Consider the following 24,552-nt stretch of genomic DNA (forward strand, 5'->3'; position numbering starts at 1 on the left):
AGCGGCGCGGATGCGCGATACCAGCATTATGCAACGCCAGCAGGACGGCGACGTGGTTCTGGGGGAGGACTGGGTCACCCCCGACCAGTCGGTCGCGCGGGAAATGCAGGTCAAGCGCGCCCGCCGCGGTTTCCTGCCCCTCAAGGGCTCGCCGCTGACCCGCAGGATCATCACCTTCAACCTGATCGCTCTGATCATCCTTGTCACCGGCATCCTTTACCTGAACTCCTCGCGCCAGAGCCTGGTGCAGCAGCGGGCCGGCGCGCTGGTCTCCGAGGCGATGCTGGCCGCTGACGTGTTCGAGGCCGAGATGCCTACGGCCGGCGCTGTCAGTTTCGCGGCCGGCGACGGCATCAGGGTGGAGGACACGCTGGCCCGGCTCAGCCTGCGCGGCGGCGTCGAGGCCTTTGTGTTCGACACCACCGGCAACCTGATTTCCAGCATCAAGGGCGTGGACCGCAGCGACGCGCTGAACGTGCTCAATGACAGCGGCCGCAGCCGCACCCTGATCAGCGATGCGCTGGCCGGCCTCTGGGGGCTGGCAGATGGTGGCGGCACGCCTGCCGCGGCCTCCGGCCGGTCGCTGGAGGAGCGGCTCAGCGGGCTGGTGGACCAGGCCATGAACGGCGGCACCGGGGTGGAAACCGTGGTGGACACCGGCGGCCACCGGGTGATTTCCGCGGCCACCCCGATCATGCACAACGGCACCGCGGTGGGGGTGATCGCGCTGGCCTCTCCAACCGGAGAGGTGGATGCGCTGGTCCGCGGCGAGAAGGAGCGGGTGCTGCAGATGTTCGTGGTGGCGCTGCTGGTCTCCGTCGGGCTCAGCCTGGTGCTGGCCTCGACCATTGCCAACCCGCTGGCCGACCTGGCCGAGGCGGCGGAACTGGGCCGCGACCGCGGCAGCCGCAAATCCAACCCGGGCCGGATCCGCATCCCGGACCTGTCGGCGCGCCCCGATGAAATCGGCCGCCTCAGCCGCGCCCTGCGCGGCATGGTCAAGGCGCTCTATTCCCGTATCGACAGCAACGAGCAGTTCGCCGCGGACGTCGCGCATGAGATCAAGAACCCGCTCGCCAGCCTGCAGTCCGCGGTCGGCACGCTGCGCATGGTCAAGCGCGACGACCAGCGGCAGAAGCTGATGGATGTGATCGAACATGACGTGCGCCGCCTCGACCGTTTGGTCAGCGACATCTCCAACGCCTCGCGGCTGGATGCCGAACTGGTCAAGGAGGAAGAGGAAGAATTCAACCTCCTGACCATGCTGGGCAACCTGAACCAGTATCTGGGCGAGGACGCCCGCGCCAAGGGCATCGACTATATCACTGACCTTCCCGCCCAGCCGATCCTGCTGCAGGGGCTGGAGGCGCGGCTGGCGCAGGTCTTCGTCAACCTGATCACCAACGCGATCTCATTCTGCGAGGAGGGCGACGCCATCCGCGTCTGGGCACGGCGCCGGGCCAACCGGGTGCTGGTGGTGGTCGAGGACACCGGTCCCGGCATCCCGGATCAGGCGCTCTCCAAGATCTTCAAGCGCTTTTACTCGCAGCGCCCGGTGGAGCATTTCGGCAATAACTCCGGCCTTGGACTGGCGATCTCCAAACAGATTGTCGAGGCGCACGGCGGCGTGATCTGGGCCGAAAACATCCGCCCGACCGAAGCCGATGTCACTTCTGAGCCGCTTGGCGCGCGTTTTGTGGTAGGCTTGCCTGTCTGAAGCCGGTGCAGCCCATGTCTGAAACCCAAAGCCTGATCCTGCATGCCTCCTGCGTCGCGCTGGAGGGGCGGGGACTGTTGATCACCGGCGTCTCCGGCCAGGGCAAGTCGGCACTGGCGCTGCAGCTGATGGCTTTCGGCGCCCAGCTGGTGGCGGACGACCGGGTGCTGCTGCAGCTGCTGCACGGGCAGGTGGTCGCCAGCGCGCCGGAGCCGATCCGCGGTTTGATCGAGGCGCGCTTCATGGGTCTCCTGCGGGCGCAGATCCGCAGCCCGGTGCCGGTGGCGGCGCTGGTGGACCTTGACGAGGCCGAAACCGAACGGCTGCCGGTGCGCCACACCACCCGGCTGCTGGACCAGGAGGTGGCTCTGGTCAAACGAGTCGACGGCGCGCATTTCGCTCCGGCGCTGATGCAATACCTCAGATGCGGGGCGCTGGACCCCGATGCCTGAGCAGGTGAATCAGGCGGTGCCGGCGGTTCTGGTCACCGGCCCCTCGGGCGCCGGGCGGACCACCGCGATCAACGTGCTGGAGGATCTCGGCTTCGAGGCGATCGACAATCTGCCCTTGCGCCTCTTGCCCGGGCTGTTCGATGCCGCCGCCCTGCCGCGGCCGATGGCGCTCGGGCTGGACAGCCGCAACCGGGACTTCTCCCCGCGGGCGCTGCTCGATGTGATCGACATGCTGTCCGGCCGCCGCGGCGTCGAGCTGACCGTGCTTTACCTCGACTCGCAGTCCGACGTGCTGCTGCGCCGTTATTCGGAAACCCGCCGCCGCCACCCGCTGGCACCGGCGGAATCCCCGGGGGAGGGCGTGCGCCGCGAGCTGGATCTGATGGCGCCGATCCGCGACCGGGCCGACATCCTGCTCGATACCTCGGAGATGAACGTCCACCAGCTCAAGGCCGAGATCGAACGCTGGTTCGCGCCCGGCGGCCGCACCCTGGCGCTGTCGGTTCAAAGCTTCTCCTACAAACGCGGCATGCCGCATGGCATCGACATGGTGTTCGACTGCCGCTTCCTGGCCAATCCCTACTGGGAGCCGGGCCTGCGCGCGCTCGACGGCCGGGACGCCGCAGTGCAGGACTACGTCCGCGCCGACGCCCGGTTTCAGCCGTTCTTTTCCCGGGTCCTGGACCTCACCCGGCTTCTGCTGCCGGCCTACCGGGAGGAGGGGAAGTCGCATCTTTCCATCGCCTTCGGCTGCACCGGCGGCCAGCACCGCTCGGTCACAATGGCGGAAACCCTGGCGAATGCCCTTGCGGAGGACGGGCTGCAGGTGTCAATTAGACACCGCGAGCTGCAAGGCCAGCAAAAGAAGTGAGAGGCCGGGTTGATCGGGATTGTGATCGTAGCGCATGGCGGACTGGCAAGGGAATACCTTGCCGCTGTGGAACACGTTGTGGGTCCGCAGCCCAGCCTCATGGCCATCGCCATCGGCCCGGATGACGACCGGGGCGCCAAGCAGGATGAGATCTGCATCGCCGCCAACAAGGTCGACAGCGGCGGCGGCGTTGTTGTGGTGACCGACCTCTTCGGCGGTTCGCCCTCCAACCTCAGCCTCAAGGCCTGCGCGCCCGCGGACCGCCGCATTCTTTATGGCGCGAACCTGCCGATGCTGATCAAACTGGCGAAATCCCGCCACTTGCCGGTCGCCGATGCGGTCCGGCAGGCGATGGAGGCCGGGCGCAAGTATATCAACGCGCAAAACATAAACCCTGACGGGGAGCAGGCACATTAAATGGCTCTGAAGACGCTGAAAATCATCAACGAAAAAGGGCTGCACGCCCGCGCCTCTGCCAAACTGGTCGAGGTGGTCGAAGCGTTTGACGCCACGGCAGAGGTGCTGAAGGACGGCATGTCCGCCTCCGGCGACAGTATTATGGGCCTTTTGATGTTGGCAGCCTCGAAAGGAACGACTATTGACGTCGAAACTTCGGGGCCCGATGCTGATGCGCTGGCGCATGCGCTGGAGGCCCTGGTGGCCGACAAGTTCGGCGAGGGCTACTAGCCCCGCGCCGGCGACGGGACGGGAAAAGGCACATTGGCGGATACCGCACACGACAGGAATACCGGCATCGCGCCGGACACCGCTGAGCAGACTACGGGCGAGGTCTATGACCGCCGCACGCTGACCTATGCCAATTCCTTTGATGACCGCTGGACCGCTCTGGCGATCAAGACCATCGAATGGCTGACCGGCAAGCTGACGATTCTGCGCATGGTCAGCAAGTTCGAGAAGCAGAATGCCGAATACCGCGGCCAGAAATTCTGGCGCGGCGCGCTCAACACCATGGGGATCGATCTGCAGACGCCCGAGGAGCAGATCAACAACATTCCCGCCGACGGCCCGGTGGTGATCGTCGCCAACCATCCGCATGGCATGGTTGACGGCATGATCTTTGCCGACCTGATCGGCCGCCGCCGCCTCGATTACCGCATCCTGACCCGTTCGGTGCTGACCGGCCTGGACGAGGCCGCAACCTCCTTCATGATCCCGGTGCCCTTCCCGCATGACCCGGAAGCGCAGCGCAAGATGGTGGACATGCGCGCCAAGACCATGGCCTTCCTCAAGGACGGCGGCGCCGTGGCGCTGTTTCCGTCGGGCGTGGTGATGTCGTCGGACAGCTGGTTCGGCCCCGCGGTCGAGCGCGAGTGGAACGTCTTCACCGCCCAGTTGATCCGCCGCTCCGGCGCCCGGGTGGTGCCGATCTATTTCCCCGGCGCGAACTCGCGCTGGTACCAGATCGCCTGCCAGATCTCGCCGATCCTGCGCCAGGGGCTGCTGCTGCATGAAATCGTGCGGTCCTGCAACAAGCCGCAGGCGCCGGTGGTCGGCAAGCCGCTGACCGATGCGCAGATGGAGAAGCTGCACACCGATCCGCGCGGCTTCATGGCCTGGCTGCGCGAGCACACGCTCGGCCTCGGCAAACAGGGCTGAGCCGGCCTGAACACTCTGCTGGAAACGAAAAAGCGCCCCGCGGGGCGCTTTCTTGTTCTGTCCCGGTTGTCTACCGGGTCGGCACCGGTACCTCGCCGCGGTAGTCATAGAATCCGCGCTGGGTCTTGCGGCCCAGCCAGCCGGCCTCGACGTATTTGGTCAGCAGCGGGCAGGGGCGGTACTTGGTGTCGGCCAGCCCGTCGTGCAGCACGTTCATGATCGCCAGGCAGGTGTCCAGCCCGATGAAATCCGCCAGCTCCAGCGGACCCATCGGATGGTTGGCGCCCAGCTTCATCGACTCGTCGATCGATTTCACCGACCCGACGCCCTCGTACAGGGTATAGACCGCCTCATTGATCATCGGCATCAGGATGCGGTTGACGATGAAGGCCGGGAAATCCTCGGCGCTGGCCGAGGTCTTGCCCAGCCGCGCCACCACTTCCTGGCAGGCGCTGAAGGTGGGCTCGTCGGTGGCGATGCCGCGGATCAGCTCCACCAGCTGCATTACCGGCACCGGATTCATGAAGTGGAAGCCCATGAACCGCTCGGGTCGGTCGGTGCGGCTGGCCAGCCGGGTGATCGAGATCGAGGAGGTGTTGGAGGTCAGGATCGTGTGCGGCTGCAGATGCGGCTGCAGATCCTCGAAAATCGCCTGTTTCACGGTTTCGCGCTCGGTGGCGGCCTCGATCACCAGATCGGTCGCCCCGACGTCCGCCAGCGTCAGCGAGGGCTTGATGCGGGCCAGGGCCGCCTTCACGTCCGCTTCGGAGATCTTCCCCTTGCTGGCTTGGCGCTCCATGTTCTTGTGGATCTGGCTCAGCGCGCCATCCAGCGCCTGCTGGCTGACGTCGTTCAGCACGACCTCGTATCCGGCCAGCGCCATGACATGGGCAATGCCATTGCCCATCTGACCCGCGCCGATCACACCAACCTTCTGAATTTCCATGCCTCGGGCTCCTGAAATAGCTGCGGCAACCTTACTGGCCGGGCACGGGCAGGCACAAGGGCAGCTGCGGCGGATTTGAGGCAAATTCGCACTTTAGGGAAATTGAAATGGTTGCCCGCCAAGGTGAGTCTCGGGTGAAAAATTGGTGGTATTATGAGCTATGAACTCAAAAGCGCGGGGGCGCTTGCGGGGGAACCATGCAGGTATGGGCAATCCAGACTGCTGGTGCGGGGGCCGCAGAGGTCCCTGGACGACCCTTATGTTGCCTTTCTGGGCGGAACCGAAGTCTACGGCCGATTCGTTGAATTTCCGTTTGTCGACTCGCTGCAGGCGCGGCTGGGCGTGGATTGCGTCAACCTCGGCAGCGTGAATGCCGGGCTGGACAGTTTCGTGCAGGATGACAGCCTGATCGAGGTGGCCCGCAACGCCCGCGTGACCGTGGTGCAGATGCTCGGGGCGCAGAATATCTCAAATCCCTACTACCGGGTGCATCCGCGCCGCAACGACCGCTTCCTGCAGGCCCAGCCCGCGCTCAAGACTCTGTACCCCGAGGTCGACTTCACCGAATTCCACTTCAACAAGCACCTGCTGTGCACCTTGCGGGATATTTCGGACCAGCGGTTCGGGCAGGTGCGCGACCAGTTGCAGCGCAGCTGGGTGGAACGGATGAACAGGCTGATCGGCGCGCTCGACGGCCGTGTGCTGCTCCTGTGGCTGCGCTACGCGCTGGACGCCGGCGCCGGCTTCCCCGAAGAGCCGGTGCTGGTCGACCGCGCCATGGCGGATGCGCTTCGCCCCGGGGTGCAGGGCATCCTCGAGATCAGGGCTGCCTCGGCGGCCGCAGCGCAGGATATTTCCGGCATGATCTTCGGCCCGATGGAACTGCCGGCCGCCCGCCATATGATCGGCCCCAAGGAACACCTGAAGATCGCGGAAGCCCTCGCCTGCGATCTGGAGCCGCTGCTGCGCCCCTAGGGCCGGCGCCGCCCATGCCGCCGGAACGAAAAAGGCCCGCCAGTTGGCGGGCCTTCTTTTTGGTCGGCTGTCCGGCCGGGCTCAGCCCAGCTTCTCGGTCAGGGCCGGGACGGCTTCGAACAGGTCGGCAACCAGGCCGAAGTCGGCAACCTGGAAGATCGGTGCTTCTTCGTCTTTGTTGATCGCCACGATGACCTTGGAGTCCTTCATGCCGGCCAGGTGCTGGATCGCGCCGGAGATGCCGACAGCGATATACAGGTCCGGGGCAACAACCTTGCCGGTCTGGCCCACCTGCCAGTCGTTCGGGGCATAGCCCGAGTCGACGGCGGCGCGGGAAGCGCCAACAGCGGCGCCCAGCTTGTCGGCCAGGTTCTCGATCAGTTTGAAGTCTTCCTCGGAGCCGACGCCGCGGCCGCCGGAGACAACGATGCCGGCCGAGGTCAGCTCGGGACGGTCGCTTGCGGCAACCTTGTCCTCGACCCACTCGGACAGGCCCGGGTTGTCAGCGGCAGAGATGGTTTCCACGGATGCGGAACCGCCTTCGCCGGCCGCGTCGAAGGACGCGGTGCGGAAGGAGACGACTTTCTTGGCGTCGTTCGACTTCACGGTCTGGATCGCGTTGCCGGCATAGATCGGGCGCTCGAAGGTGTTGCCGTCGACAACGCCGGAGACGTCCGAGATCACCATCACGTCCAGCAGCGCGGCAACGCGCGGCAGAACGTTCTTGGCGTCGGTGGTGGCCGGAGCAACGATGTGCTCGAAGTCGGATGCCAGGCCTGCGATCAGCGCCGCGGTCGGCTCCGCCAGGCGGTGGCCCAGCGAAGCGTCTTCGGCGACCAGCACCTTGGACACGCCTGCGATCTTGGCGGCTTCTTCGCCGGCCGCCGCAGCGGAGGCGCCGGCGGCCAGAACGGTCACGTCGCCCAGCTTGGAGGCAGCGGCAACAGCTTTTGCGGTCGCGTCCAGCGCCAGCGCGCCGTCGGTCACTTCAGCAAGGAGAAGAACAGCCATTACACAGCCCCCGCTTCTTTGAGTTTCTCAACCAGCTCGTCAACCGAACCGACCACGATGCCTGCGGCGCGCGCCGGCGGCTCTTCGGTCTTGACGATTTCCAGACGCGGCGTGACGTCGACGCCGTAGTCGGCGGCGGTTTTCTCGTCCAGCGGCTTCTTCTTCGCCTTCATGATGTTCGGCAGCGACGCATAGCGCGGCTCGTTCAGGCGCAGGTCCACGGTGATGATGGCGGGCATCTTCACGGAAATGGTCTGCAGGCCGCCGTCAACCTCACGGGTCACCTTGGCACTGTCGCCTTCGATGTCCAGTTCGGAGGCGAAGGTGCCCTGGGACCAGCCCAGCAGTGCCGACAGCATCTGGCCGGTTGCGTTCATGTCGTTGTCGATCGCCTGCTTGCCGCAGAGCACGACGCCGGGCTGCTCTTCCTCGACCACTTTGGCCAGGATTTTCGCAACGGCCAGCGGCTCGATGTCGGTGTGCACGTCGTCGGCAGCAACCACCAGGATGGCGCGGTCCGCACCCATGGCCAGCGCGGTGCGCAGGGTTTCCTGGGCCTGCTTCACGCCGATCGACACCGCAACCACCTCATCAGCCTTGCCGGCTTCCTTCAGGCGGATGGCTTCTTCGACGGCGATTTCGTCGAAGGGGTTCATCGACATTTTCACGTTGGCGAGATCGACACCGCTGCCGTCCGCTTTGACGCGGACCTTCACGTTGTAGTCAATCACGCGTTTGACAGGCACGAGTACCTTCATTTTGCGTTCTCTCCTTAACAAACGGCAAGCCGCCCAGGGCGACTCCCCCTCTATGCTCTCGCAGCGTTGATACCGGCTGGTGCGGGCTCGCAACAGGGCAAAATCGTCACGTTAGCGCACGGCGACGTCGCGTTTGCGCATTTGGAACATCATTTCCGCAAGAATGTTTCCAGTGGGAAATCCGCCTTCCGCAACGGCAGCGCCCAGGCGGCCCGCATGACGCGATTGGCACCGGATTCGCCAGAATCCGGCGCCAAAGGGCGAATCGGTCAGGAAAAAGGGGCGCGCGGGGCGCTCAGCGGTTGGCGCCGGGCACCCACAGAACGTCGTCCTTGCCGCCGTTGTTGGCGGTGCGGGCGGCAACAAAGAACCAGTCGCTCAGGCGGTTCAGGTATTTCACTGCCGCCGGGTTCACATCTTCCGTTGTGCTGAGGTCGGTGGCAAGCCGTTCGGCGCGGCGCGCCACGGTGCGGCAGACATGCAGATGCGCCGCCAGTTTCGAACCGCCCGGCAGAATGAAGCTGCGCAGCGCCTCCAGATCCTTGTTCATCACGTCGATCTCGGCTTCCAGCCGCTCGACCTGCGCCACGGCCACCCGCAGCGGCGGGTATTCGGCCTCGGCGTCCTTTTCCATCTCCGGCCGGCACAGGTCGGCGCCCAGATCGAACAGGTCGTTCTGAATGCGCGCCAGCGCCGCGTCCATCTCGCCGTCCGCTTCCAGCCGGGCGACGCCGACAAAGGAGTTCAGCTCATCCGAGGTGCCGTAGGCATTGACCCGCGCCGAATGCTTGGCCACCCGCTCGCCGTTGCCGAGCGCGGTTTCGCCCTTGTCGCCGGTGCGGGTGTAAATCTTGTTGAGAACGACCATTGCCGCTTATCCTCCCTGGCTTTGCAGGTAGATGTAGGCCAGCAGCAGAACCACAGCAATGAATTGAAACAGAATGCGCAGACGCATCATCCTGTTGGCATTGCGGCGGTTGAACGCGCCGCCCTTGCCGAAACCGCCGATGCCGATAACCAGCGCTACAACCACGGCGGCCATGGCGGCCAAGCCCAAATAATACAGCGGTTCGCTCATCCTGTCCCCCAAGACCATCCGTTCTCTGTTGGCATTCCTCTACCCTGCGCAGCCGCCGATGGCGACCCTATCCAAGCTTCACAAGGATGCGGTCAATTGCCCGGGTCGGCAGGATGCGGCGCAGGAAGCCCGCGATATGGGTCGGGGTGGTCACGTAATAACGCGGATGCGGGCGGCGCGATTCGCAGGCATGGGCCAGCTTGGCGGTAACGGCTGAGGCCGGCAGCTCGAACCGGTCCGGCCCGTTCGCCTCATACAGCCGCTTCAGCAGCCGGGATTCATAAAGCTCGCGCAGCGGCGAGGCTTTCCAGTCGATGAAGCGCTCGAAATGCGGGATCGATTTTTCGCGGATCTTGGAGGTCACCGGTCCCGGCTCGATAAGCACCATGTGGATGCCGGTGCCGCGCAGCTCCACCCGCAGCGTGTCGGTCAGCCCCTCCAGCGCGTATTTCGTCGCCACATAGGCGCCGCGCCAGGGGAAGGTCACGAACCCCAGGATCGAGGAATTCTGCACGATGCGCCCGTGCCCCTGACTGCGCATCACCGGAATCACCTGCCGCGTCAGCTCGTGCCAGCCAAAGAAATTGGCCTCGAAGATCGCGCGCAGGCCTTCAGTCGGCAGGTCCTCCACTGCGCCGGGCAGCCCGTGGGCGCCATTGTTGAACAGCGCATCCAGGGTGCCGCCGGTGGCCTCCAGCACTTCCGCCAGGCCTGCGGTGATGCTCTCCGGGTCGGTGTAGTCGATGCGCGGGCTTTCAAACCCTTCGGCCCGCATCCGGTCGCAGTCGCGCTGCTGCCGGCAGGAGGCGAACACCCGCCAGCCGCGCGCGCGCATGCCGCGGGCCGCATCCAGGCCGATTCCGGAGGAGCAGCCTGTGATCAGAATGGATTTTTTCAAAGTCGTGCCCTCTAGCCCGGGAATTCCCGGGACCCGTTATGGGCGTTTCTTGCTCACCAGGGAAGCGGCAATCCAGCCGACCTTGCCCTTGCCTGGCGCGCGCAGATGCAGCCAGCCGGTGCCGCTGTCCTCGAACACGATCACCTCGTCACCGCCGAGAAGGCGGGCAATCACCGGGTAATTGGTGCCCGGCCCCTGGCGCATATTCACGCGCGACGCCCTGATTCGGCGGACGTCTTTCTCCGGTTCAGGCTGCGGCTCGGCGAGCGCTTCGCCGGCCGGTTCGGCCGCGTCGCTCTGCGTCTCAAGCCCGGCAGAGGCGGTCTGGATGCCGGAAATGCCGCCCTCCAGCGATGCCAGCTGCAGCTGCGCACTCTGGTCTGCCACCGCCGGGAACACATTGCCGCTGTCGCCGATGGCCAGCCGCGCTTGTGTGATCTGGCGCAGCGCCACCCGCGAGCGGAGCTGCGGGTCTGCGGCGGGGCGCACCGGCCGTTCCGCCTGTTGTGTGCTGTCAGCAGGGCGGAAAGTCACGTTGCGGATCAGGGATTTGGCATCTTCGCTGGCGCGGCTGCTGCGGCTGCCTTGCCGGGCTTCATCCGGCGCGGCAAACGCAGCCTTGGCAATTTCCAGAGTGTCCGGGCGCTCTTTGCGCGGCTCGAAATCAGCCCCGCCGCTCAGCTCGTAAAAGCCCCAGCCCAGAAAAGCGAAAGAGACAAAAATAAAACGCGACATAACCGGTCCCCCCTAGTACCACCACACGGGCAGCTGCACTGAATTGCATTGGTTTGGAAATAAACGCGCGGCGCGGCTGCCTGGTTCCATTTAAACTAGGGCAAGTTAACAGCGGGGAAACAGGGGAGAGTCCGCCGACTTCTCCCCGAAACCCGTTGGCGCGGCGCTGCACTGCGCGAAATTCGCGCGCGCCCCGCTTTACCAATTCCGGCGGCGGCAGTATCACGATTTCATGACCGACCTGGTAGAAGATCCCGACATGCCGTCTGCCCCCGAACAGGGTGAAATCCTGGAACCGCTGCGCCGCGCCATCGGCGAGCGCTATCTGACCTATGCGCTCAGCACCATCATGCACCGGGCGCTGCCCGATGCCCGCGATGGCCTGAAGCCCGTGCACCGGCGCATCCTCTATGCGATGAACCGGCTGCGCCTCAGCTCCACCGGCGGCTTCCTGAAGTCAGCCAAGATTTCCGGCGACACCATGGGCGACTTCCACCCCCACGGCGACGCCGCGATCTATGACGCGATGGCGCGCCTGGCGCAGGACTTCAACGTCCGCTACCCGCTGGTCGACGGCCAGGGCAACTTCGGCAACATCGACGGCGACAACCCGGCGGCCTCGCGCTACACCGAGGCGCGGATGACCTTCGTGGCCGAGGCGATGCTGGAAGGCCTCAACGAAGATTCGGTCGATTTCCGCGACAACTACGACGGCCGCCTGACCGAACCGGCCGTGCTGCCCGCGACCTTCCCGAACATCCTGGCCAACGGCGCCGCCGGCATCGCGGTGGGCATGGCCACCAACATCCCGCCGCACAACATTGCCGAGCTGATCGACGCCTGCCTGCATCTGATCCGCACGCCGGATGCGCGCGACGACACCCTGCTGAACTACGTGCCCGGCCCGGACTTCCCCACCGGCGGCATCATCGTCGAGCCCAAGGAAAACATCGCCAAGGCCTACAGCACCGGGCGCGGCTCCTTCCGCCTGCGCTGCAAGCACGAGGTCGAGGACCTGGGACGCGGCCAGTGGCAGATCGTCGTCACCGAGATCCCCTATCAGGTCCAGAAGTCCAAGCTCATCGAGAAGATCGCAGAGCTGATCCAGACCAAGAAGGTGCCGATCCTCGCCGATGTGCGCGACGAATCGGCGGACGACATCCGCATCATCCTGGAACCCAAGTCCAAGAACGTGGACCCCGAGGTTCTGATGAACATGATGTTCCGCAACTCGGACCTGGAAATCCGCTTCAGCCTCAACATGAACGTGCTGATCGACGGCGTGACCCCCAAGGTCTGCTCGATGAAGGAGGTGCTGCGCGCCTTCCTCGACCACCGCCGCGACGTGCTGCAGCGCCGCTCCCGCCACCGGATGGAAAAGATCGACCACCGGCTGGAGGTGCTGGAGGGCTTCATCATCGCCTTCCTGAACCTCGACCGGGTGATCGACATCATCCGCTATGACGAGGACCCGAAGGCCGCCCTGATCCGCGAGGACTGGAGCAAGGACCATCCCCGCGCCTTCACCGAGGCCGAGTATGTCACCCCGGCCCCCGGCACCGGTGAGTTGACCGAGGTGCAGGCCGAGGCGATCCTTAACATGCGCCTGCGCAGCTTGCGCAAGCTTGAGGAAATCGAACTGACCCGCGAGCGCGATGCCCTGCGCGAGGAGCGTGCCGGGCTGGTCGAGCTGCTGGCCTCCGAGGACTTGCAGTGGTCCCGCATCTCCGAACAGCTGAAAGAAACCAAGAAACAGTTCGGCAAGGATTACGCCGGCGGCGCCCGCCGCACCCTCTTTGCCGAGGCGGGCGAAGTCGAAGAGGTGCCGCTGGAGGCGATGATCGACCGCGAGCCGATCACCGTGGTCTGCTCGCAGATGGGCTGGATCCGGGCCATGACCGGCCACATCGACCTGAACCGCGAGCTGAAGTTCAAGGACGGCGACGGCCCGCGCTTCATCTTCCACGCGGAAACCACCGACCGGCTGCTGGTGTTCGGCTCCAACGGCCGCTTCTACACGCTGTCGGCGGCCAACCTGCCGGGCGGCCGCGGCATGGGCGAACCGCTGCGCCTGATGGTCGACCTGCCGAACGAGGCCGAAATCGTCGACCTGCTGATCCACAACCCCGACGGCCGCCTGCTGGTCGCCTCGGATGCGGGCAACGGCTTCATCTGCGCCGAGAAGGAAATCGTCGCCCAGACCCGCAGCGGCAAGCAGGTCTTGAACGTCAAGGACGACGAGCGCGCCAAGATCTGCATCCCGGTGGAGGGCGACCACGTCGCCGTGGTCTCCGAGAACGGCAAGTTCCTGGTCTTCGCGGTCGAGGAGATGCCCGAACTGACCCGCGGCAAGGGCGTGCGCCTGCAGAAATACAACATGGCCCGCGGCAAGCAGGGCTCGCTGGAACTGGACGGCGGCCTCAGCGATATCACCACCTTCAACTGGGATGACGGGCTGAAGTGGGAAATGGGCGGCGGCAAGACCCGCCACGAGGCCGACCTGACCCAGTGGCTGGGCAAGCGCGCCGGGGTGGGCAAGCGCCCGCCGCACGGTTTCCCGCGCCACTACAAGTTCAAGTAAGGCCGCAGAAAGCTGCTGCCTGTCTGTGCCCCCCGCGCCACCCGCGCGGGGGGGGCTGTAGCGGGGCCTTTACCCTGCGGGCCGTCCCCGGCTATCAGGTCAGGACCGAATTTCTCTTGGGGGACTTCCATGATCCGCACCCTTTCCATGCTGGCTGCTCTGGCCCTGCTTGCCGCCTGCGGCGAAACCCGCCTGGACGAAGCGCCGGAGGATCTGGGCGCCTTCCAGGCCCGCGTGACCCATGTCTACACCGAAAAGGCGCTGCAATGGCCGCTGTCGCGCAATGCTGACCACAGCGAATGGACCGCGCCGATCGAGAACGCCCTCAACACCCGCCTGCGCCGCTACCGGGGCGCCCAGGAATACGACGTCGCGGTGACCCTCGAGGGCTTCATGCTGGCGCCCCCCGGCGTGCCGGTGCTGTTCTCGCCGAAAAGCGCGGTGGTGGTGAACGTCTTCGTCTATGACGTGGCGCAGAAGAAATTTCTGGCCAAGAAGCACCAGATGGAGATCTTCGAAAGCACCACCGGCGAAAGCGCCCTCCTGGGCTCCGGCCATGCCCGCACCAAGGAAGAGCAGATCCAGGGCCTGGCCATCAATATCGCCGACAAGGTCGAGGAGTGGATGGCCGAGCAGCACGAGGCGGAAGGCTGGTTTGCCCCGCGCGCGGAGGCGGACGCCACGGGCGGCACGGACGCTGCTGCGGACGCAGCGGCACCGGCCGGCTGAGCCTTGTGAAAACCGCCCCTGTCAAGCAGGAACGGGTTGATTTTTGCCGGCAAACCAAATAATCCGCCGGCGCAGAGGAAACCGGGTCAGCAAGAGACCCCTCATTTCAAAAGGGCGCCTAAGCAATGGCTAAGGAAAAGTTTGAACGCAATAAACCGCACGTCAACATCGGCACCATCGGCCACGTTGACCACGGCAAGACCACTCTGACCGCGGCTATCACCAAATACTTCGGTGACTTCAAAGCCTACGACCAGATCGACGGCGCACCGGAAGAAAAAGCCCGCGGCATCACCATCTCGACCGCGCACGTGGAATACGAGACCGAGAACCGCCACTACGCGCACGTCGACTGCCCCGGCCACGCCGACTACGTGAAGAACATGATCACCGGCGCGGCCCAGATGGACGGCGCGATCCTGGTTGTGAACGCAGCTGACGGCCCGATGCCGCAGACCCGCGAGCACATCCTGCTGGGCCGCCAGGTTGGCATCCCGAAGATGGTCGTGTTCATGAACAAGGTTGACCAGGTCGACGACGAAGAGCTGCTGGAGCTGGTGGAAATGGAAATCCGCGAGCTGCTGTCCTCCTACGAATACCCGGGCGACGATATCCCGATCATCGCAGGCTCCGCGCTGGCGGCGATGGAAGGCCGTGACGACAACATCGGTTCCGAGAAAATCAAAGAGCTGATGGCGGCTGTCGACGAGTACATCGACACCCCGGCGCGTGCGGTTGACCAGCCGTTCCTGATGCCGATCGAAGACGTGTTCTCGATCTCCGGCCGCGGCACCGTTGTGACCGGCCGTGTCGAGCGCGGCGTGATCAACGTCGGCGACTCGATCGAGATCGTCGGCATCCGCGACACCACCACCACCACCTGCACCGGTGTGGAAATGTTCCGCAAGCTGCTGGACCGCGGTGAAGCCGGCGACAACATCGGCGCCCTGCTGCGCGGTGTGGACCGTGACGGTGTTGAGCGCGGCCAGGTGCTGTGCAAGCCGGGTTCCGTGACCCCGCACACCAAGTTCGAAGCCGAAGCCTACATCCTGACCAAGGAAGAAGGCGGCCGCCACACCCCGTTCTTCGCGAACTACCGTCCGCAGTTCTACTTCCGCACCACCGACGTGACCGGCACCGTGACCCTGCCGGAAGGCACCGAGATGGTGATGCCGGGCGACAACCTGAAGTTCGGCGTTGAGCTGATCGCGCCGATCGCGATGGAAGACGGCCTGCGCTTCGCCATCCGCGAAGGCGGCCGCACCGTCGGCGCCGGCGTCGTTTCCAAAATCATCGAGTAATCAGGTCTCCTGAATGGTCGACGGAAGGGCCGCCCCAAGGGCGGCCCTTTTTTTGTGCTGAGCGGAGCTGACCGAAAGGCGGCAGGTAGCGGTCGCGCAAATCTGTAAACGGCTGAACCGGCCGGCATCTGCCGCCGCCATTGGCCAGAGCCGCACCTTGCAAAGACAAAGCGGCTCCGCGAGTATTCGCCTCATGCTTGAGTCTTTCCTCTTCTTCTTCTTTTTATTCGCCGGCCTGCTGTATATTCTGCTTCGGCTGCGAAACCGGAGGAGAAGTAGCCGTCCCGCCGTCATAGACGGTTCCAACCTGCTCTATTGGAGGGACAATTCTCTCTCGCTCGATCCGGTTCGGGAAGCGGTGCAACTGCTGAAGGCTGCCGGCTACAGGCCATATGTGATCTTTGACGCCAATGCAGGCTACCTTGTCGAGAACCGGTATCTCAATGGATGGAACTTCGCGAAGCGCCTGGGTCTCTCCGTAAGCCAGACCCTAGTTGCCCCACGGGGCCAGCCTGCGGATCCTTTGATCCTCGCGTTTGCGCGGGACAGCGGGGGCATCGTGATCTCACGCGACAGGTTCCGGGACTGGGCCGAAGCCTTTCCGGCTGAAACTGCGCCCGGCAGGGTTGTCAGTGGCGGATACAGAGGCGGCAGGTTTCAGCTGAACCTGGAGCGCCTTTCAAAAACCTGAATGAGGAAGGCGGCAGTCCGATCGCGAAGGCGAAGTGCAATTCAGCCCGCCCGGTTCTCCGCAACCTCACTGCCGCGCCCGGCTGCCGCATCTGCCGCGTCCGTAATGGCATCCAGCGACGCTTCCAGGCTCAGCCGGAGCGTTTCCACCTGCTCGTCGCTCGGCTTTTTCGGCACCTCATCGGTCCATTCCCGGCACATCAGCACACCGCGCGAGAACGGCAGCGGCAGCATCTGCCGGTCCCAGGTCGGCAGCTTGATCACCTTCTTTTCGGCAAAGGCCACGGTGAACACCCGGCAGCCGGTCATCCGGGCCCAGACCACCGGCACCGTCGAGGACACCCGCGCGGGTCCGCGCGGGCCGTCGGCGGCGATGCCGATGGAGCAGCCGTCTTTGGTGCGGCGCAGCACCTCGCGCGACAGGGCGACGTGGCGCTTATGGCTCGACATCGGGATGGTCTCGAACCCCAGGCGCACCAGGATCTGCCCCGCCAGACGCCCGGCGCGGGCGGCGGAGGTCAGGGCGCAGATGCGGCCCAGCGAGGTGTCGAACAGATAGGGCGCCATGATCAGCCGCTGGTGCCACAGCACGAAGATCACCGGCTCGCCGCGGCGCACGCAGGCGTCCATCTCCTCGAATCCGCTGCGGGTCCAGCGCGAGGTGCGGAAGGCGAATCGCACATAGGCGGCAAACAGCCCCTCCACGGCGCGGTTGACCCTTGGGCTGTCGGCGATTTTCTTTCTCAGGCTCACGGGGCTTGGGCTCATTCCTGCTGGGGGACAGGGCCTCGGCCCCGGTATTTGCCCCGTCATACTGCATGGCTGCGCCGGGGCAAAGCCCGCCGCCCGCAAACCGCGCGGGCAGCGCAAGAAAATCCGCTTTTCCCTCTTGCCTCCGCAGCCCGGCTGCCGTAGGACATGCCGCACCACAGGGGTATAGCTCAGTTGGTAGAGCGACGGTCTCCAAAACCGTAGGTCGCGGGTTCGAACCCTGCTGCCCCTGCCATTTTCCCGAACACCGCCAGTCCAGCGCTGCCCTTCCGGGCAGGCCGTTTGGCGTGTCTCCTCACTCCAGATCGATGTGGCCCGGCGCCAGCCCCTGCAGCTGCCGCTCGCAGGCGGCGTCAAAGGCGCGCTCCACCTGGCGGGCCAGCCGTTCCGGGCTGAACAGCGCGGCGGTCTGCTGCCGGCTGCGGAGCTTGCCGCGCAGCGCGGTGCGGGCGTTACTGTCCGGGGCCAGAGCTGCGGCCTTGGCTTCGTAGTCCCGGGTGTTTTCGGCAATCAGCTCCGGCAGTCCGGCCGAGTGCAGCAGGCTGGCCGAGGTGCGGGCGGCGAATTGCCGGCCCGGCAGCGTCAGCACCGGAACCCCCGCGGCCAAAGCGTCGCGTGCATCGGCGGTGGCGTTCACGGTGAAGCTGTCCAGGAACAGGTCCGCCAGCGGCAGCCGGACCCGGTGGTCCGCGCGGCTGGCAGCCGGGGCAAAGATCAGGCGGTCCGGGTCTGTCCCGCGGGCGGCGGCGGCGCGGCGCAGGTTGGATACGGCGTGCTCGCCGTTGTCCCGCAGCCACAGCACGCTGTCCGGGGCGCCTTGCAGCAGCCGCATCCAGATATCGAATTCCAGCGGCGTGATCCGGCTGCCGCTGGCAAAGCTGCAGAAGACGAAGCTTGCTTCGGGCAGGCCGCAGGCTGCCCGGTCCGGGGCGGCGGACGGCGCGGCCGGAGCGGCGGCCTGGAAACCGCCGGCCAGGCGCAGGAGGTGTTCGCTGTGATAGCGTTCGCTGCCGGGCGGGCAGGCGGCGGCGTCGCTGATCAGGTAGTCGTAGGCCGCGGTGCCCAGGGTGCCGGGGTAGCCGGGGAAGGCGATGTGCAGCGGCGCCAGGCGGGCGGCAAACAGCTGCAGCGCGCCGCCGCCGGAATATCCGGAGAGGTCCACCGCGGCATCCAGCCGGTCCGCCTTCACGGTGCCGGCCATCTGGCCGGCGCCGCCGCTGTCCAGAACCGTGATCCCGCAATTCAGTCCGGCAAACGCCTGTGCAGCGGTGTCCGGCAGGCCGGCCCCGATGGCATAGGCGCGGATGTCGAACCGGGTCCGGTCGTGGGCAGCGAGCATGGCGCCGTGCTGCTCCAGCACCGAAGCGGCATCGCCGGCAGCAAAGAAGTAGCCGATCCGCAGCCGGTCCGGCCGCTGCCCGGCGGGCGGGGTGCTGTTCAGCTCCGCAGCACCGAACAGGTCGCCGGCATTGGCCTGTGCGCGGGCGCGCAGCAGATCGGGGTTGTCCTCCATCAGCATCAGCGCGCTGGGGTCGCAGCCGCTGCCGCGCAGGCCCAGCTGGCGGCGGTGGTCTGAATATTCCGGCAGCCATTTCCAGTCGCACAGCTCCGCCAGCACATGCAGCCGCTGGGTGCGGGCGCGGTCATCGGCGGGGTTGGCTTTCAGCACCTTGTCGAAACAGGGCAGGGCAGCGGCGAAGGCGCCTTCCGCCTTCAGCAGCAGGCCGAGCTGGTACTGCGCCTCTGTCAGGGCGGGGTTCAGCCTGACGGCCCGGCTGTAATGCTCCTTGGCCTCCGCCGCGGCGCCCTGCCGGTTCAGCAGGCCCGCCAGCGTGAAGTGCAGCCCGGCGTTATCCGGTGCCTGGGCCACCGCCTTGCGCAGCATGACCGCGGCCTTCCGGCTGCGGCCCTGCTGGATCAGCACCTCTGCCTTGCCGTGCACCGCCTGCAGGCAGCCCGCGCTGAGCGACAGCGCCTTGTCGAACAGCGCCATGGCGTTGTCCAGTTCGCCGCGGGCGGTCTTCACCCGGCCCATCGCGGCATAGGTGCCTGCGGCGCGCGGGTTGAGGCCCGCCGCCTTGTTCAGGCAGGTGGCGGCATTGTCCAGATGGCCGGCGGACAGATGGCAACGGCCCAGGAAATCCCACAGGAAATGCGATTCGCGGAAGGTCTTGAGCAGCGCGCCGCAGCTTTCCGCGGCCTCGAAATGGCGGCCCTCCGCCAGCGCGGCCTCCAGCCCGGCCTGATGCACGGGGGACGGGTCCGTCTGGGTGTCGAGCCGTTTTCGCAAGCCTTCCAGCGCGCTTTGGGCGCGGGTGTTCCTGGGATTGCGCGACAGGATGCCGGCGTAGGCCATGGCGGCATCCTCCAACTGGGCATCGCGTTCGAACTGTTCGGCCTGGGACAAGGAATATGCGGGCGTCATGGCATCCTATCTCGATAATTCACGCAGTCCGGCCCCCGAAGCGGCGCGATCGGCCGCAGGGAACCGCTGGAGTCATTTTTGCCAGTAGTGGATTAAAATTGGATTGACCCAGCGTCCGCTGCCCGCGCAACGGCGCGGGAGGGGGAGGAGGGCCGGGCAGGCGGTGCGGGGCTTGAATTCAGGCCCGCCACCGGTTACATCGCCCTGACTGCTAGCAGAGAGACACCCCCAGTATGGCGACTATCAACCCCGTTCAGTTCATCCAGCAGGTTCGCGCCGAAGTATCCAAGGTCGTCTGGCCGACCCGCCGCGAAGTGCTGCTGACCACGGTCATGGTGTTCATCATGGCGGCGCTGACGGCGCTGTTCTTTGCGCTGGTCGATCTGCTGATCCGCTTTGGCCTGCAAGGGCTTCTGGGGATGTTCGGGTAAGCCCGCAGCGGTTTTCAGGCGTCCCCTGCCGCGCAGGCCTTTATCTTGGCGGCCCTTGATCTTGGCAGCAATGGGCGGTAGGTGATCCGGAACTATTGAGGCGGGCGTGCAGCGATTCGGTTTGCACGCCGCTTTTTGTTGGAGAGCGCAGCGTTTCGGCTGCAGCGGGATGATCAGGCAGCGGCGCGGCAAAGGCCCGCCCGGCAGAACAAGGACAACGGTTCATGGCGAAACGGTGGTATTCGGTCAGCGTTCTTTCGAACTTCGAAAAGAAAATCGCAGAGCAGATCCGCACCTCGGTCGCAGAACAGGGCCTTGAGGACGAGATCGACGAGGTTCTGGTCCCCACCGAAGAGGTGATCGAGATCCGCCGCGGCAAGAAGGTCTCGACCGAACGCCGCTTCATGCCCGGCTACGTGCTGGTGCACATGGAAATGTCGGACCGCGGCTATCACCTGATCTCCTCGATCAACCGGGTCACCGGCTTCCTCGGCCCGCAGGGGCGCCCGATGCCGATGCGCGACGCCGAGGTGCAGGGCATCCTGGGCCGCGTCGAGGAAGGCGTCGAGGCACCGCGCACCCTGATCACCTTCGAGGTGGGCGAGAAGGTCAAAGTGAACGACGGCCCGTTCGAGGATTTCGACGGCATGGTCGAAGAAGTCGACGACGACAACCAGAAGCTCAAGGTCACCGTGTCGATCTTCGGCCGCGAGACCCCGGTGGAGCTGGACTTCACCCAGGTCACCAAGCAGGGGTGATTGATCCCACAGTGGAATTTGAGGCGCCGCGTTGGGTTCAACGCGGCGTTTTTTGTTTGGGTTCGTAAAAAGTTATCTGTGCTACTCATGCTCTGGCAGCATTTTTGACGTTTCATTCCGGGGGTGACAATTTTGAAAGATTTTTCTTTGGAACAGCTCCGCGAGAGCGTTACGCGTGCAATGGCTCCCCTGAGAGTACCTCGATCTGGCCCGCATCTCCCGCGAGAGTGGCGCGTGCATAGGGGGTTGCCGCACAGTGACTACTATAGAGTGTTTATGCTGTTGGTGGACCTGCTGGAATTTGAGTACTCAGGTCCCTTCGAGAAGCTCGCTTACTCCATACCTGTGGAGTACAAAGGGCAGATTTACAGGGTAAACTACGAAAAATTCGGAATGCGGATCATTGTTCCAGAAAATGGGGACCCGCAAGGCCTTTATCGACAGCTCGAAAAAGGAATGAAAGCTGCTAAGCGGTACTTTTTGTGGAGGGCTGACCAGGCAGCAGGCACAGACAATCTCAATCTAGTCTCAAAGTGTCATTCGCTCTGGGAGAAATACCTCTTCCTTAGGGGGCGATCCGAAAATCTCCGCGATCAAGCTGAAGCTTCGAAGGGCGAGGTTCATCACGAAAAAGGCAGTGGTGATCATGAGGGGAGTATATGGGCCACATTTAGCTTTCCCAGCTTTGAATACAAACAGCAAGCTGACTGGCTCCACGAGGCAGCGGTGGATGCATTTTTTGCTTGGTGTGAGCAGGCTTTGGTTCATGTGGCCGTGCTGCTGGGGAAGCTGAAGAATGGTCGGGAAATTACAGACCTCCTCAATGGGAACTTTGGGGACAAATGCCGATTGGTTTTTAACTATGCTGATCCCGCGGACAAGCGTGCTTGCGACGACATACTCGCTTTACGCACCGAGATAAGAAACTATGTTGCTCATGGCTCGTTTGGAAAGGATGGCTCCACTTTCCAGTTTCATTCCAAAGTCGGCGCGGTTCCACTAAAGATTTTGGACGCTCCAAAATCTGGTAGCTTCGCATTTGTAACCGAAAGTGATTACGATCAGCGGCGTGATTTTGAAAGGATCGAACGTTTTTTGAGTCAGCTTTGGTCCGGGAAGAGAGAGCCAGCGAAGCTATACATTGAAACCAACCTTCCGTGCATCCTGACGTACGTGACTAACGGCAAGTACCAACGTGCCATGCGTACCGTAGAAGATATGAAGGCTTTTCTAGAGGGTCTGACGCGAATGTGGGATGATGCAGCGAACATGGATTGGTGACTGATCGTGCGTAGCTCAGCTACCACTTGCCAACTCCCGCATTCCCCTGTAAACGCGCCCAATCGTCTTCGGGCGAGATTCTCTCGTGGGAGATCAAGGGATCGCGATCCTGAAATCCGACCACGCAACACTCTCCGGGCGGAACGCGTTCCGTCCTCGTTGAAAGGAAAACCAAATGGCTAAGAAGCTTGTTGGTTCGATGAAGCTGCAGGTTCCTGCAGGTCAGGCAAACCCCTCTCCGCCCGTCGGCCCGGCCCTGGGTCAGCGCGGCATCAACATCATGGAATTCTGCAAGGCGTTCAACGCCAAGACCGCAGACATGGAACCCGGTGCGCCGTGCCCGACCGTGATCACCTACTATCAGGACAAGTCCTTCACCATGGACATCAAGACGCCACCCGCGTCTTACTACCTGAAGAAGGCGGCCAAGGTGAAATCCGGCGCGAACAACCCGTCGCGCGAAACCGTCGGCACCGTGACCGTGGCCCAGGTGAAAGAGATCGCCGAAGCCAAGATGAAAGATCTGAACGCCAACGACATCGACGCGGCAATGCAGATCATCCTGGGCTCTGCCCGCTCCATGGGCATCGAGGTGAAGTAAGATGGCAAAGCTCGGTAAACGCACCCGCGCCGCGCGCGAAGCTTTCGCTGGCAAGGAAAACCTGTCCGTGGAAGAAGCTGTTGCCCTGATCAAGGCCAACGCCAACGCCAAGTTCGACGAGACCGTCGAGATCGCCATGAACCTGGGCGTCGACACCCGCCACGCTGACCAGATGGTCCGCGGCGTGGTCGGCCTGCCGAACGGTACCGGCAAGGACATGCGCGTAGCCGTCTTCGCCCGCGGCCCGAAAGCGGACGAAGCCACCGCGGCTGGCGCAGACATCGTCGGCGCCGAAGACCTGATGGAAGCGATCCAGGGCGGCAAGATCGACTTTGACCGCTGCATCGCAACCCCGGACATGATGCCGGTCGTCGGCCGTCTGGGCAAAATCCTGGGCCCGCGCAACCTGATGCCGAACCCGAAAGTCGGCACCGTGACCATGGACGTGAAAGCGGCCGTGGAAGCAGCCAAGGGCGGCGAAGTGCAGTTCAAGGCGGAAAAAGGCGGCGTTGTGCATGCCGGCGTCGGCAAAGCGTCCTTCGACGAAGCCAAGCTGGTCGAAAACGTCCGTGCCTTCGTGTCGGCCGTGGCCAAAGCCAAGCCGGCCGGCGCAAAAGGCGCCTACATGAAAAAGATCAACCTGTCCTCGACCATGGGTCCGGGCATCACGGTTGATGTGGACAACGCTGTCACCGAGTAATCGGAAGCGCAGCTGATGCCAGAAGGCCCGGCGGATCTGATCCGGCCGGGCCTTTTCCTTGTCGGGCGCCGGCATGCGGGCGCTCAGCGCAACCCGCGGCGGCAGGGGCCGTAGTGCTGCTCCAGCAGCAGCCGCAGCAGCCGGGGCTTGCCTGCGGCGGCCAGCTGCACGGTGCGGGCCAGCAGCCCCTGCGCCTTCAGCCCGGCGACCAGATTGTGGCCGGTGCCCTCCAGAATGTAATGGTGGATGCTGCGGCCGGCCGGGAAGCGGCGCCAATGGATCTCCTCCTCCGGCGCATCTCCGTGAAAGATGAAGTGCCCGCATCGCTCCGGGTCGAGGGAGCCAACCGTCTCGAACCGGTAGGGCGGGAAGCGGCGGCGCCAGTACTGCCAGCGGGTTTCCTCCGGCACGTGCTCCGGGTGCATGGAGAATTGCGGCGAGAAGGCGATGGCGCGGTCGATCCGGGTGAGCTGCGGCAGCACCAGTGCCATGAAGCCGCCCATGCTGTTGCCCAGGGTGACCGTCTCGGTGATCGAGAACTGCACCCGGATGCGTTCGATCTCCTGGACGATGAGGGCGGTGAGGTCCGGGTCGTTCATCCAGCTGCGGCGCTTTTCCGCGACCATCAGGATGTGGTTGCGTCCGCCGTCCGAGGCGGTGCCGGGGAACTCGAAGGGCGGCATCTCATGCCGCTTGGTGCCGACGCCGCTGAGGCAGACGAACAGCCTGCTGCCGCTGCCGTGCTGATGGGCAATGCTGTGATCCCCGTTGCGGGCGATGAGGTCGGTGGTAAGCTGCATGCGGGAGACACGGGGCGCTGCGGGTCAATGGTTCCGGTATGGAGCGGGCGGCGGCGGCTTGTCGAGGCGGCGGCGGAAACCCTGCGGAAGCTGTGCCTTGCCCGGCACACCGCAGTGGCGGCGCGGCCGGGGCCTGCCGCGGCGGTGTGCCGGGCAAACTTGGCCTGCGGGGCGGATTTGCCCTTGGAAATCCCCGCAAATGGGACTAACTACGGCTACGAGATAAAGCGTGCGATTCGTCGTGCGCTTTATTTCATTTCGTCCAAGATGGTGGGTGGCCTCCGATCGGGCCTTAATTTCCCTCCTGAGACGGGTACAGACCAAGAAGATCGGGGGTTTTCAATCCCTCGGGCGGATTTGGCTCATCCCGTAAAACGGACCTGAACGCCGGTTCTTCCTGAGCCGGCAAATATGAGCCGGGATGCG

General features: G+C 64.6%; 26 protein-coding genes and 1 tRNA gene. 17 read left to right on the top strand and 10 right to left on the bottom strand.

The annotated features are described in order from the left end of the window. Positions 1-10: 10 nt before the first annotated feature. From KUV26_RS14435 to KUV26_RS14460, 6 genes are read left to right on the top strand one after another with little or no spacing between them, the layout of a single operon-like run. Positions 11-1,717, top strand: coding sequence for a sensor histidine kinase (locus KUV26_RS14435; RefSeq protein ID WP_222508856.1), 1,707 nt, complete (start codon positions 11-13; stop codon positions 1,715-1,717). Positions 1,718-1,731: 14 nt separating this feature from the next. Next, positions 1,732-2,169 (top strand): HPr kinase/phosphorylase, encoded by a 438-nt coding sequence (locus tag KUV26_RS14440; protein WP_222504896.1) that lies wholly within the window; start codon positions 1,732-1,734, stop codon positions 2,167-2,169. After that, the gene (rapZ, locus tag KUV26_RS14445; protein WP_222508857.1) at positions 2,162-3,040 is read left to right on the top strand and encodes an RNase adapter RapZ; all 879 of its coding nucleotides are present in this window, start codon (positions 2,162-2,164) and stop codon (positions 3,038-3,040) included. The genes KUV26_RS14440 and rapZ overlap by 8 nt, the downstream gene beginning before the upstream one ends. A gap of 9 nt (positions 3,041-3,049) precedes the next feature. Beyond that, on the top strand, positions 3,050-3,457 hold the full coding sequence (locus tag KUV26_RS14450) for a PTS sugar transporter subunit IIA (protein ID WP_222504898.1): 408 nt from the start codon (positions 3,050-3,052) through the stop codon (positions 3,455-3,457). Continuing rightward, positions 3,458-3,727: an HPr family phosphocarrier protein gene (locus KUV26_RS14455; RefSeq protein WP_019296580.1), complete on the top strand. Its 270-nt coding sequence runs from the start codon at positions 3,458-3,460 to the stop codon at positions 3,725-3,727. A 33-nt stretch (positions 3,728-3,760) separates the two neighbouring features. Beyond that, positions 3,761-4,657 (top strand): lysophospholipid acyltransferase family protein, encoded by an 897-nt coding sequence (locus KUV26_RS14460; protein ID WP_222504899.1) that lies wholly within the window; start codon positions 3,761-3,763, stop codon positions 4,655-4,657. 70 nt (positions 4,658-4,727) lie between these two features. On the opposite strand, the gene KUV26_RS14465 is transcribed toward KUV26_RS14460, so the two are convergent. Next, positions 4,728-5,603: a 3-hydroxybutyryl-CoA dehydrogenase gene (locus tag KUV26_RS14465; protein ID WP_222504900.1), complete on the bottom strand. Its 876-nt coding sequence runs from the start codon at positions 5,601-5,603 to the stop codon at positions 4,728-4,730. 153 nt (positions 5,604-5,756) lie between these two features. Between KUV26_RS14465 and KUV26_RS14470 the strand changes: the two genes are divergently transcribed. Then, positions 5,757-6,578 carry a DUF6473 family protein gene (locus tag KUV26_RS14470; RefSeq protein WP_222504901.1) on the top strand — a complete coding sequence of 274 codons (822 nt, stop codon included), beginning with the start codon at positions 5,757-5,759 and terminating at the stop codon, positions 6,576-6,578. A gap of 81 nt (positions 6,579-6,659) precedes the next feature. Here KUV26_RS14470 and KUV26_RS14475 read toward each other — a convergent pair whose 3' ends face one another. The 6 genes from KUV26_RS14475 to KUV26_RS14500 all read right to left on the bottom strand — a co-directional run bounded on the left by KUV26_RS14475 (position 6,660) and on the right by KUV26_RS14500 (position 11,058). After that, the gene (locus tag KUV26_RS14475; RefSeq protein WP_222508858.1) at positions 6,660-7,589 is read right to left on the bottom strand and encodes an electron transfer flavoprotein subunit alpha/FixB family protein; all 930 of its coding nucleotides are present in this window, start codon (positions 7,587-7,589) and stop codon (positions 6,660-6,662) included. Then, positions 7,589-8,347 carry an electron transfer flavoprotein subunit beta/FixA family protein gene (locus KUV26_RS14480; RefSeq protein WP_222508859.1) on the bottom strand — a complete coding sequence of 253 codons (759 nt, stop codon included), beginning with the start codon at positions 8,345-8,347 and terminating at the stop codon, positions 7,589-7,591. Before KUV26_RS14480 ends, KUV26_RS14475 begins: the two co-directional genes overlap by 1 nt. Positions 8,348-8,642: 295 nt before the next feature. After that, entirely contained in the window at positions 8,643-9,215 is a 573-nt protein-coding gene (locus KUV26_RS14485) for a cob(I)yrinic acid a,c-diamide adenosyltransferase (protein ID WP_174148025.1), read from the bottom strand. A 6-nt stretch (positions 9,216-9,221) separates the two neighbouring features. Continuing rightward, the gene (locus tag KUV26_RS14490; RefSeq protein ID WP_222505110.1) at positions 9,222-9,425 is read right to left on the bottom strand and encodes a twin transmembrane helix small protein; all 204 of its coding nucleotides are present in this window, start codon (positions 9,423-9,425) and stop codon (positions 9,222-9,224) included. Between the two features lie 67 nt (positions 9,426-9,492). Next, complete coding sequence (locus KUV26_RS14495) at positions 9,493-10,323, bottom strand: SDR family NAD(P)-dependent oxidoreductase (protein ID WP_222505109.1); 831 nt, start codon at positions 10,321-10,323, stop codon at positions 9,493-9,495. A 36-nt stretch (positions 10,324-10,359) separates the two neighbouring features. Then, positions 10,360-11,058 (bottom strand): SH3 domain-containing protein, encoded by a 699-nt coding sequence (locus KUV26_RS14500; protein WP_222508860.1) that lies wholly within the window; start codon positions 11,056-11,058, stop codon positions 10,360-10,362. Positions 11,059-11,290: 232 nt separating this feature from the next. Here KUV26_RS14500 and KUV26_RS14505 point away from each other — a divergent pair, with 232 nt between their 5' ends. From KUV26_RS14505 to KUV26_RS14520, 4 genes are all read left to right on the top strand, one after another. After that, positions 11,291-13,639: a DNA topoisomerase IV subunit A gene (locus KUV26_RS14505; protein ID WP_222508861.1), complete on the top strand. Its 2,349-nt coding sequence runs from the start codon at positions 11,291-11,293 to the stop codon at positions 13,637-13,639. 129 nt (positions 13,640-13,768) lie between these two features. Beyond that, entirely contained in the window at positions 13,769-14,368 is a 600-nt protein-coding gene (locus tag KUV26_RS14510; RefSeq protein WP_222505106.1) for a hypothetical protein, read from the top strand. A 125-nt stretch (positions 14,369-14,493) separates the two neighbouring features. Further along, positions 14,494-15,669 (top strand): elongation factor Tu, encoded by a 1,176-nt coding sequence (gene tuf, locus KUV26_RS14515; RefSeq protein ID WP_222505094.1) that lies wholly within the window; start codon positions 14,494-14,496, stop codon positions 15,667-15,669. A 193-nt stretch (positions 15,670-15,862) separates the two neighbouring features. Continuing rightward, complete coding sequence (locus KUV26_RS14520) at positions 15,863-16,360, top strand: NYN domain-containing protein (protein WP_222508862.1); 498 nt, start codon at positions 15,863-15,865, stop codon at positions 16,358-16,360. 41 nt (positions 16,361-16,401) lie between these two features. Here the strand turns inward: KUV26_RS14520 and KUV26_RS14525 are convergent, their stop codons facing one another. After that, entirely contained in the window at positions 16,402-17,112 is a 711-nt protein-coding gene (locus KUV26_RS14525) for a lysophospholipid acyltransferase family protein (protein WP_222505104.1), read from the bottom strand. A 177-nt stretch (positions 17,113-17,289) separates the two neighbouring features. On the opposite strand from KUV26_RS14525, the gene KUV26_RS14530 reads away from it, so the two are divergent. Next, a tRNA-Trp gene (locus KUV26_RS14530) sits at positions 17,290-17,365 on the top strand. A 60-nt stretch (positions 17,366-17,425) separates the two neighbouring features. Here the strand turns inward: KUV26_RS14530 and KUV26_RS14535 are convergent. After that, positions 17,426-19,555: a tetratricopeptide repeat protein gene (locus KUV26_RS14535; RefSeq protein ID WP_222508863.1), complete on the bottom strand. Its 2,130-nt coding sequence runs from the start codon at positions 19,553-19,555 to the stop codon at positions 17,426-17,428. A 233-nt stretch (positions 19,556-19,788) separates the two neighbouring features. Between KUV26_RS14535 and secE the strand changes: the two genes are divergently transcribed. The 5 genes from secE to rplA all read left to right on the top strand — a co-directional run bounded on the left by secE (position 19,789) and on the right by rplA (position 23,326). Continuing rightward, positions 19,789-19,986, top strand: a complete 198-nt coding sequence (gene secE / locus KUV26_RS14540; protein WP_019298606.1) for a preprotein translocase subunit SecE — start codon at positions 19,789-19,791, stop codon at positions 19,984-19,986. Positions 19,987-20,210: 224 nt separating this feature from the next. Then, positions 20,211-20,744 carry a transcription termination/antitermination protein NusG gene (gene nusG, locus KUV26_RS14545; RefSeq protein ID WP_222456137.1) on the top strand — a complete coding sequence of 178 codons (534 nt, stop codon included), beginning with the start codon at positions 20,211-20,213 and terminating at the stop codon, positions 20,742-20,744. Between the two features lie 276 nt (positions 20,745-21,020). Then, positions 21,021-22,025, top strand: coding sequence for a hypothetical protein (locus KUV26_RS14550; protein WP_222508864.1), 1,005 nt, complete (start codon positions 21,021-21,023; stop codon positions 22,023-22,025). A 175-nt stretch (positions 22,026-22,200) separates the two neighbouring features. Continuing rightward, positions 22,201-22,626 carry a 50S ribosomal protein L11 gene (gene rplK / locus KUV26_RS14555; RefSeq protein WP_019298608.1) on the top strand — a complete coding sequence of 142 codons (426 nt, stop codon included), beginning with the start codon at positions 22,201-22,203 and terminating at the stop codon, positions 22,624-22,626. 1 nt (position 22,627) lies between these two features. Beyond that, the gene (gene rplA / locus KUV26_RS14560; protein WP_222508865.1) at positions 22,628-23,326 is read left to right on the top strand and encodes a 50S ribosomal protein L1; all 699 of its coding nucleotides are present in this window, start codon (positions 22,628-22,630) and stop codon (positions 23,324-23,326) included. An 83-nt stretch (positions 23,327-23,409) separates the two neighbouring features. On the opposite strand, the gene KUV26_RS14565 is transcribed toward rplA, so the two are convergent. After that, positions 23,410-24,126, bottom strand: coding sequence for a hypothetical protein (locus KUV26_RS14565; RefSeq protein WP_222508866.1), 717 nt, complete (start codon positions 24,124-24,126; stop codon positions 23,410-23,412). Positions 24,127-24,552: the final 426 nt, after the last annotated feature.

It is taken from the genome of Leisingera daeponensis (genome assembly GCF_019801465.1).
In the GTDB taxonomy this organism is placed as follows: domain Bacteria; phylum Pseudomonadota; class Alphaproteobacteria; order Rhodobacterales; family Rhodobacteraceae; genus Leisingera; species Leisingera daeponensis_A.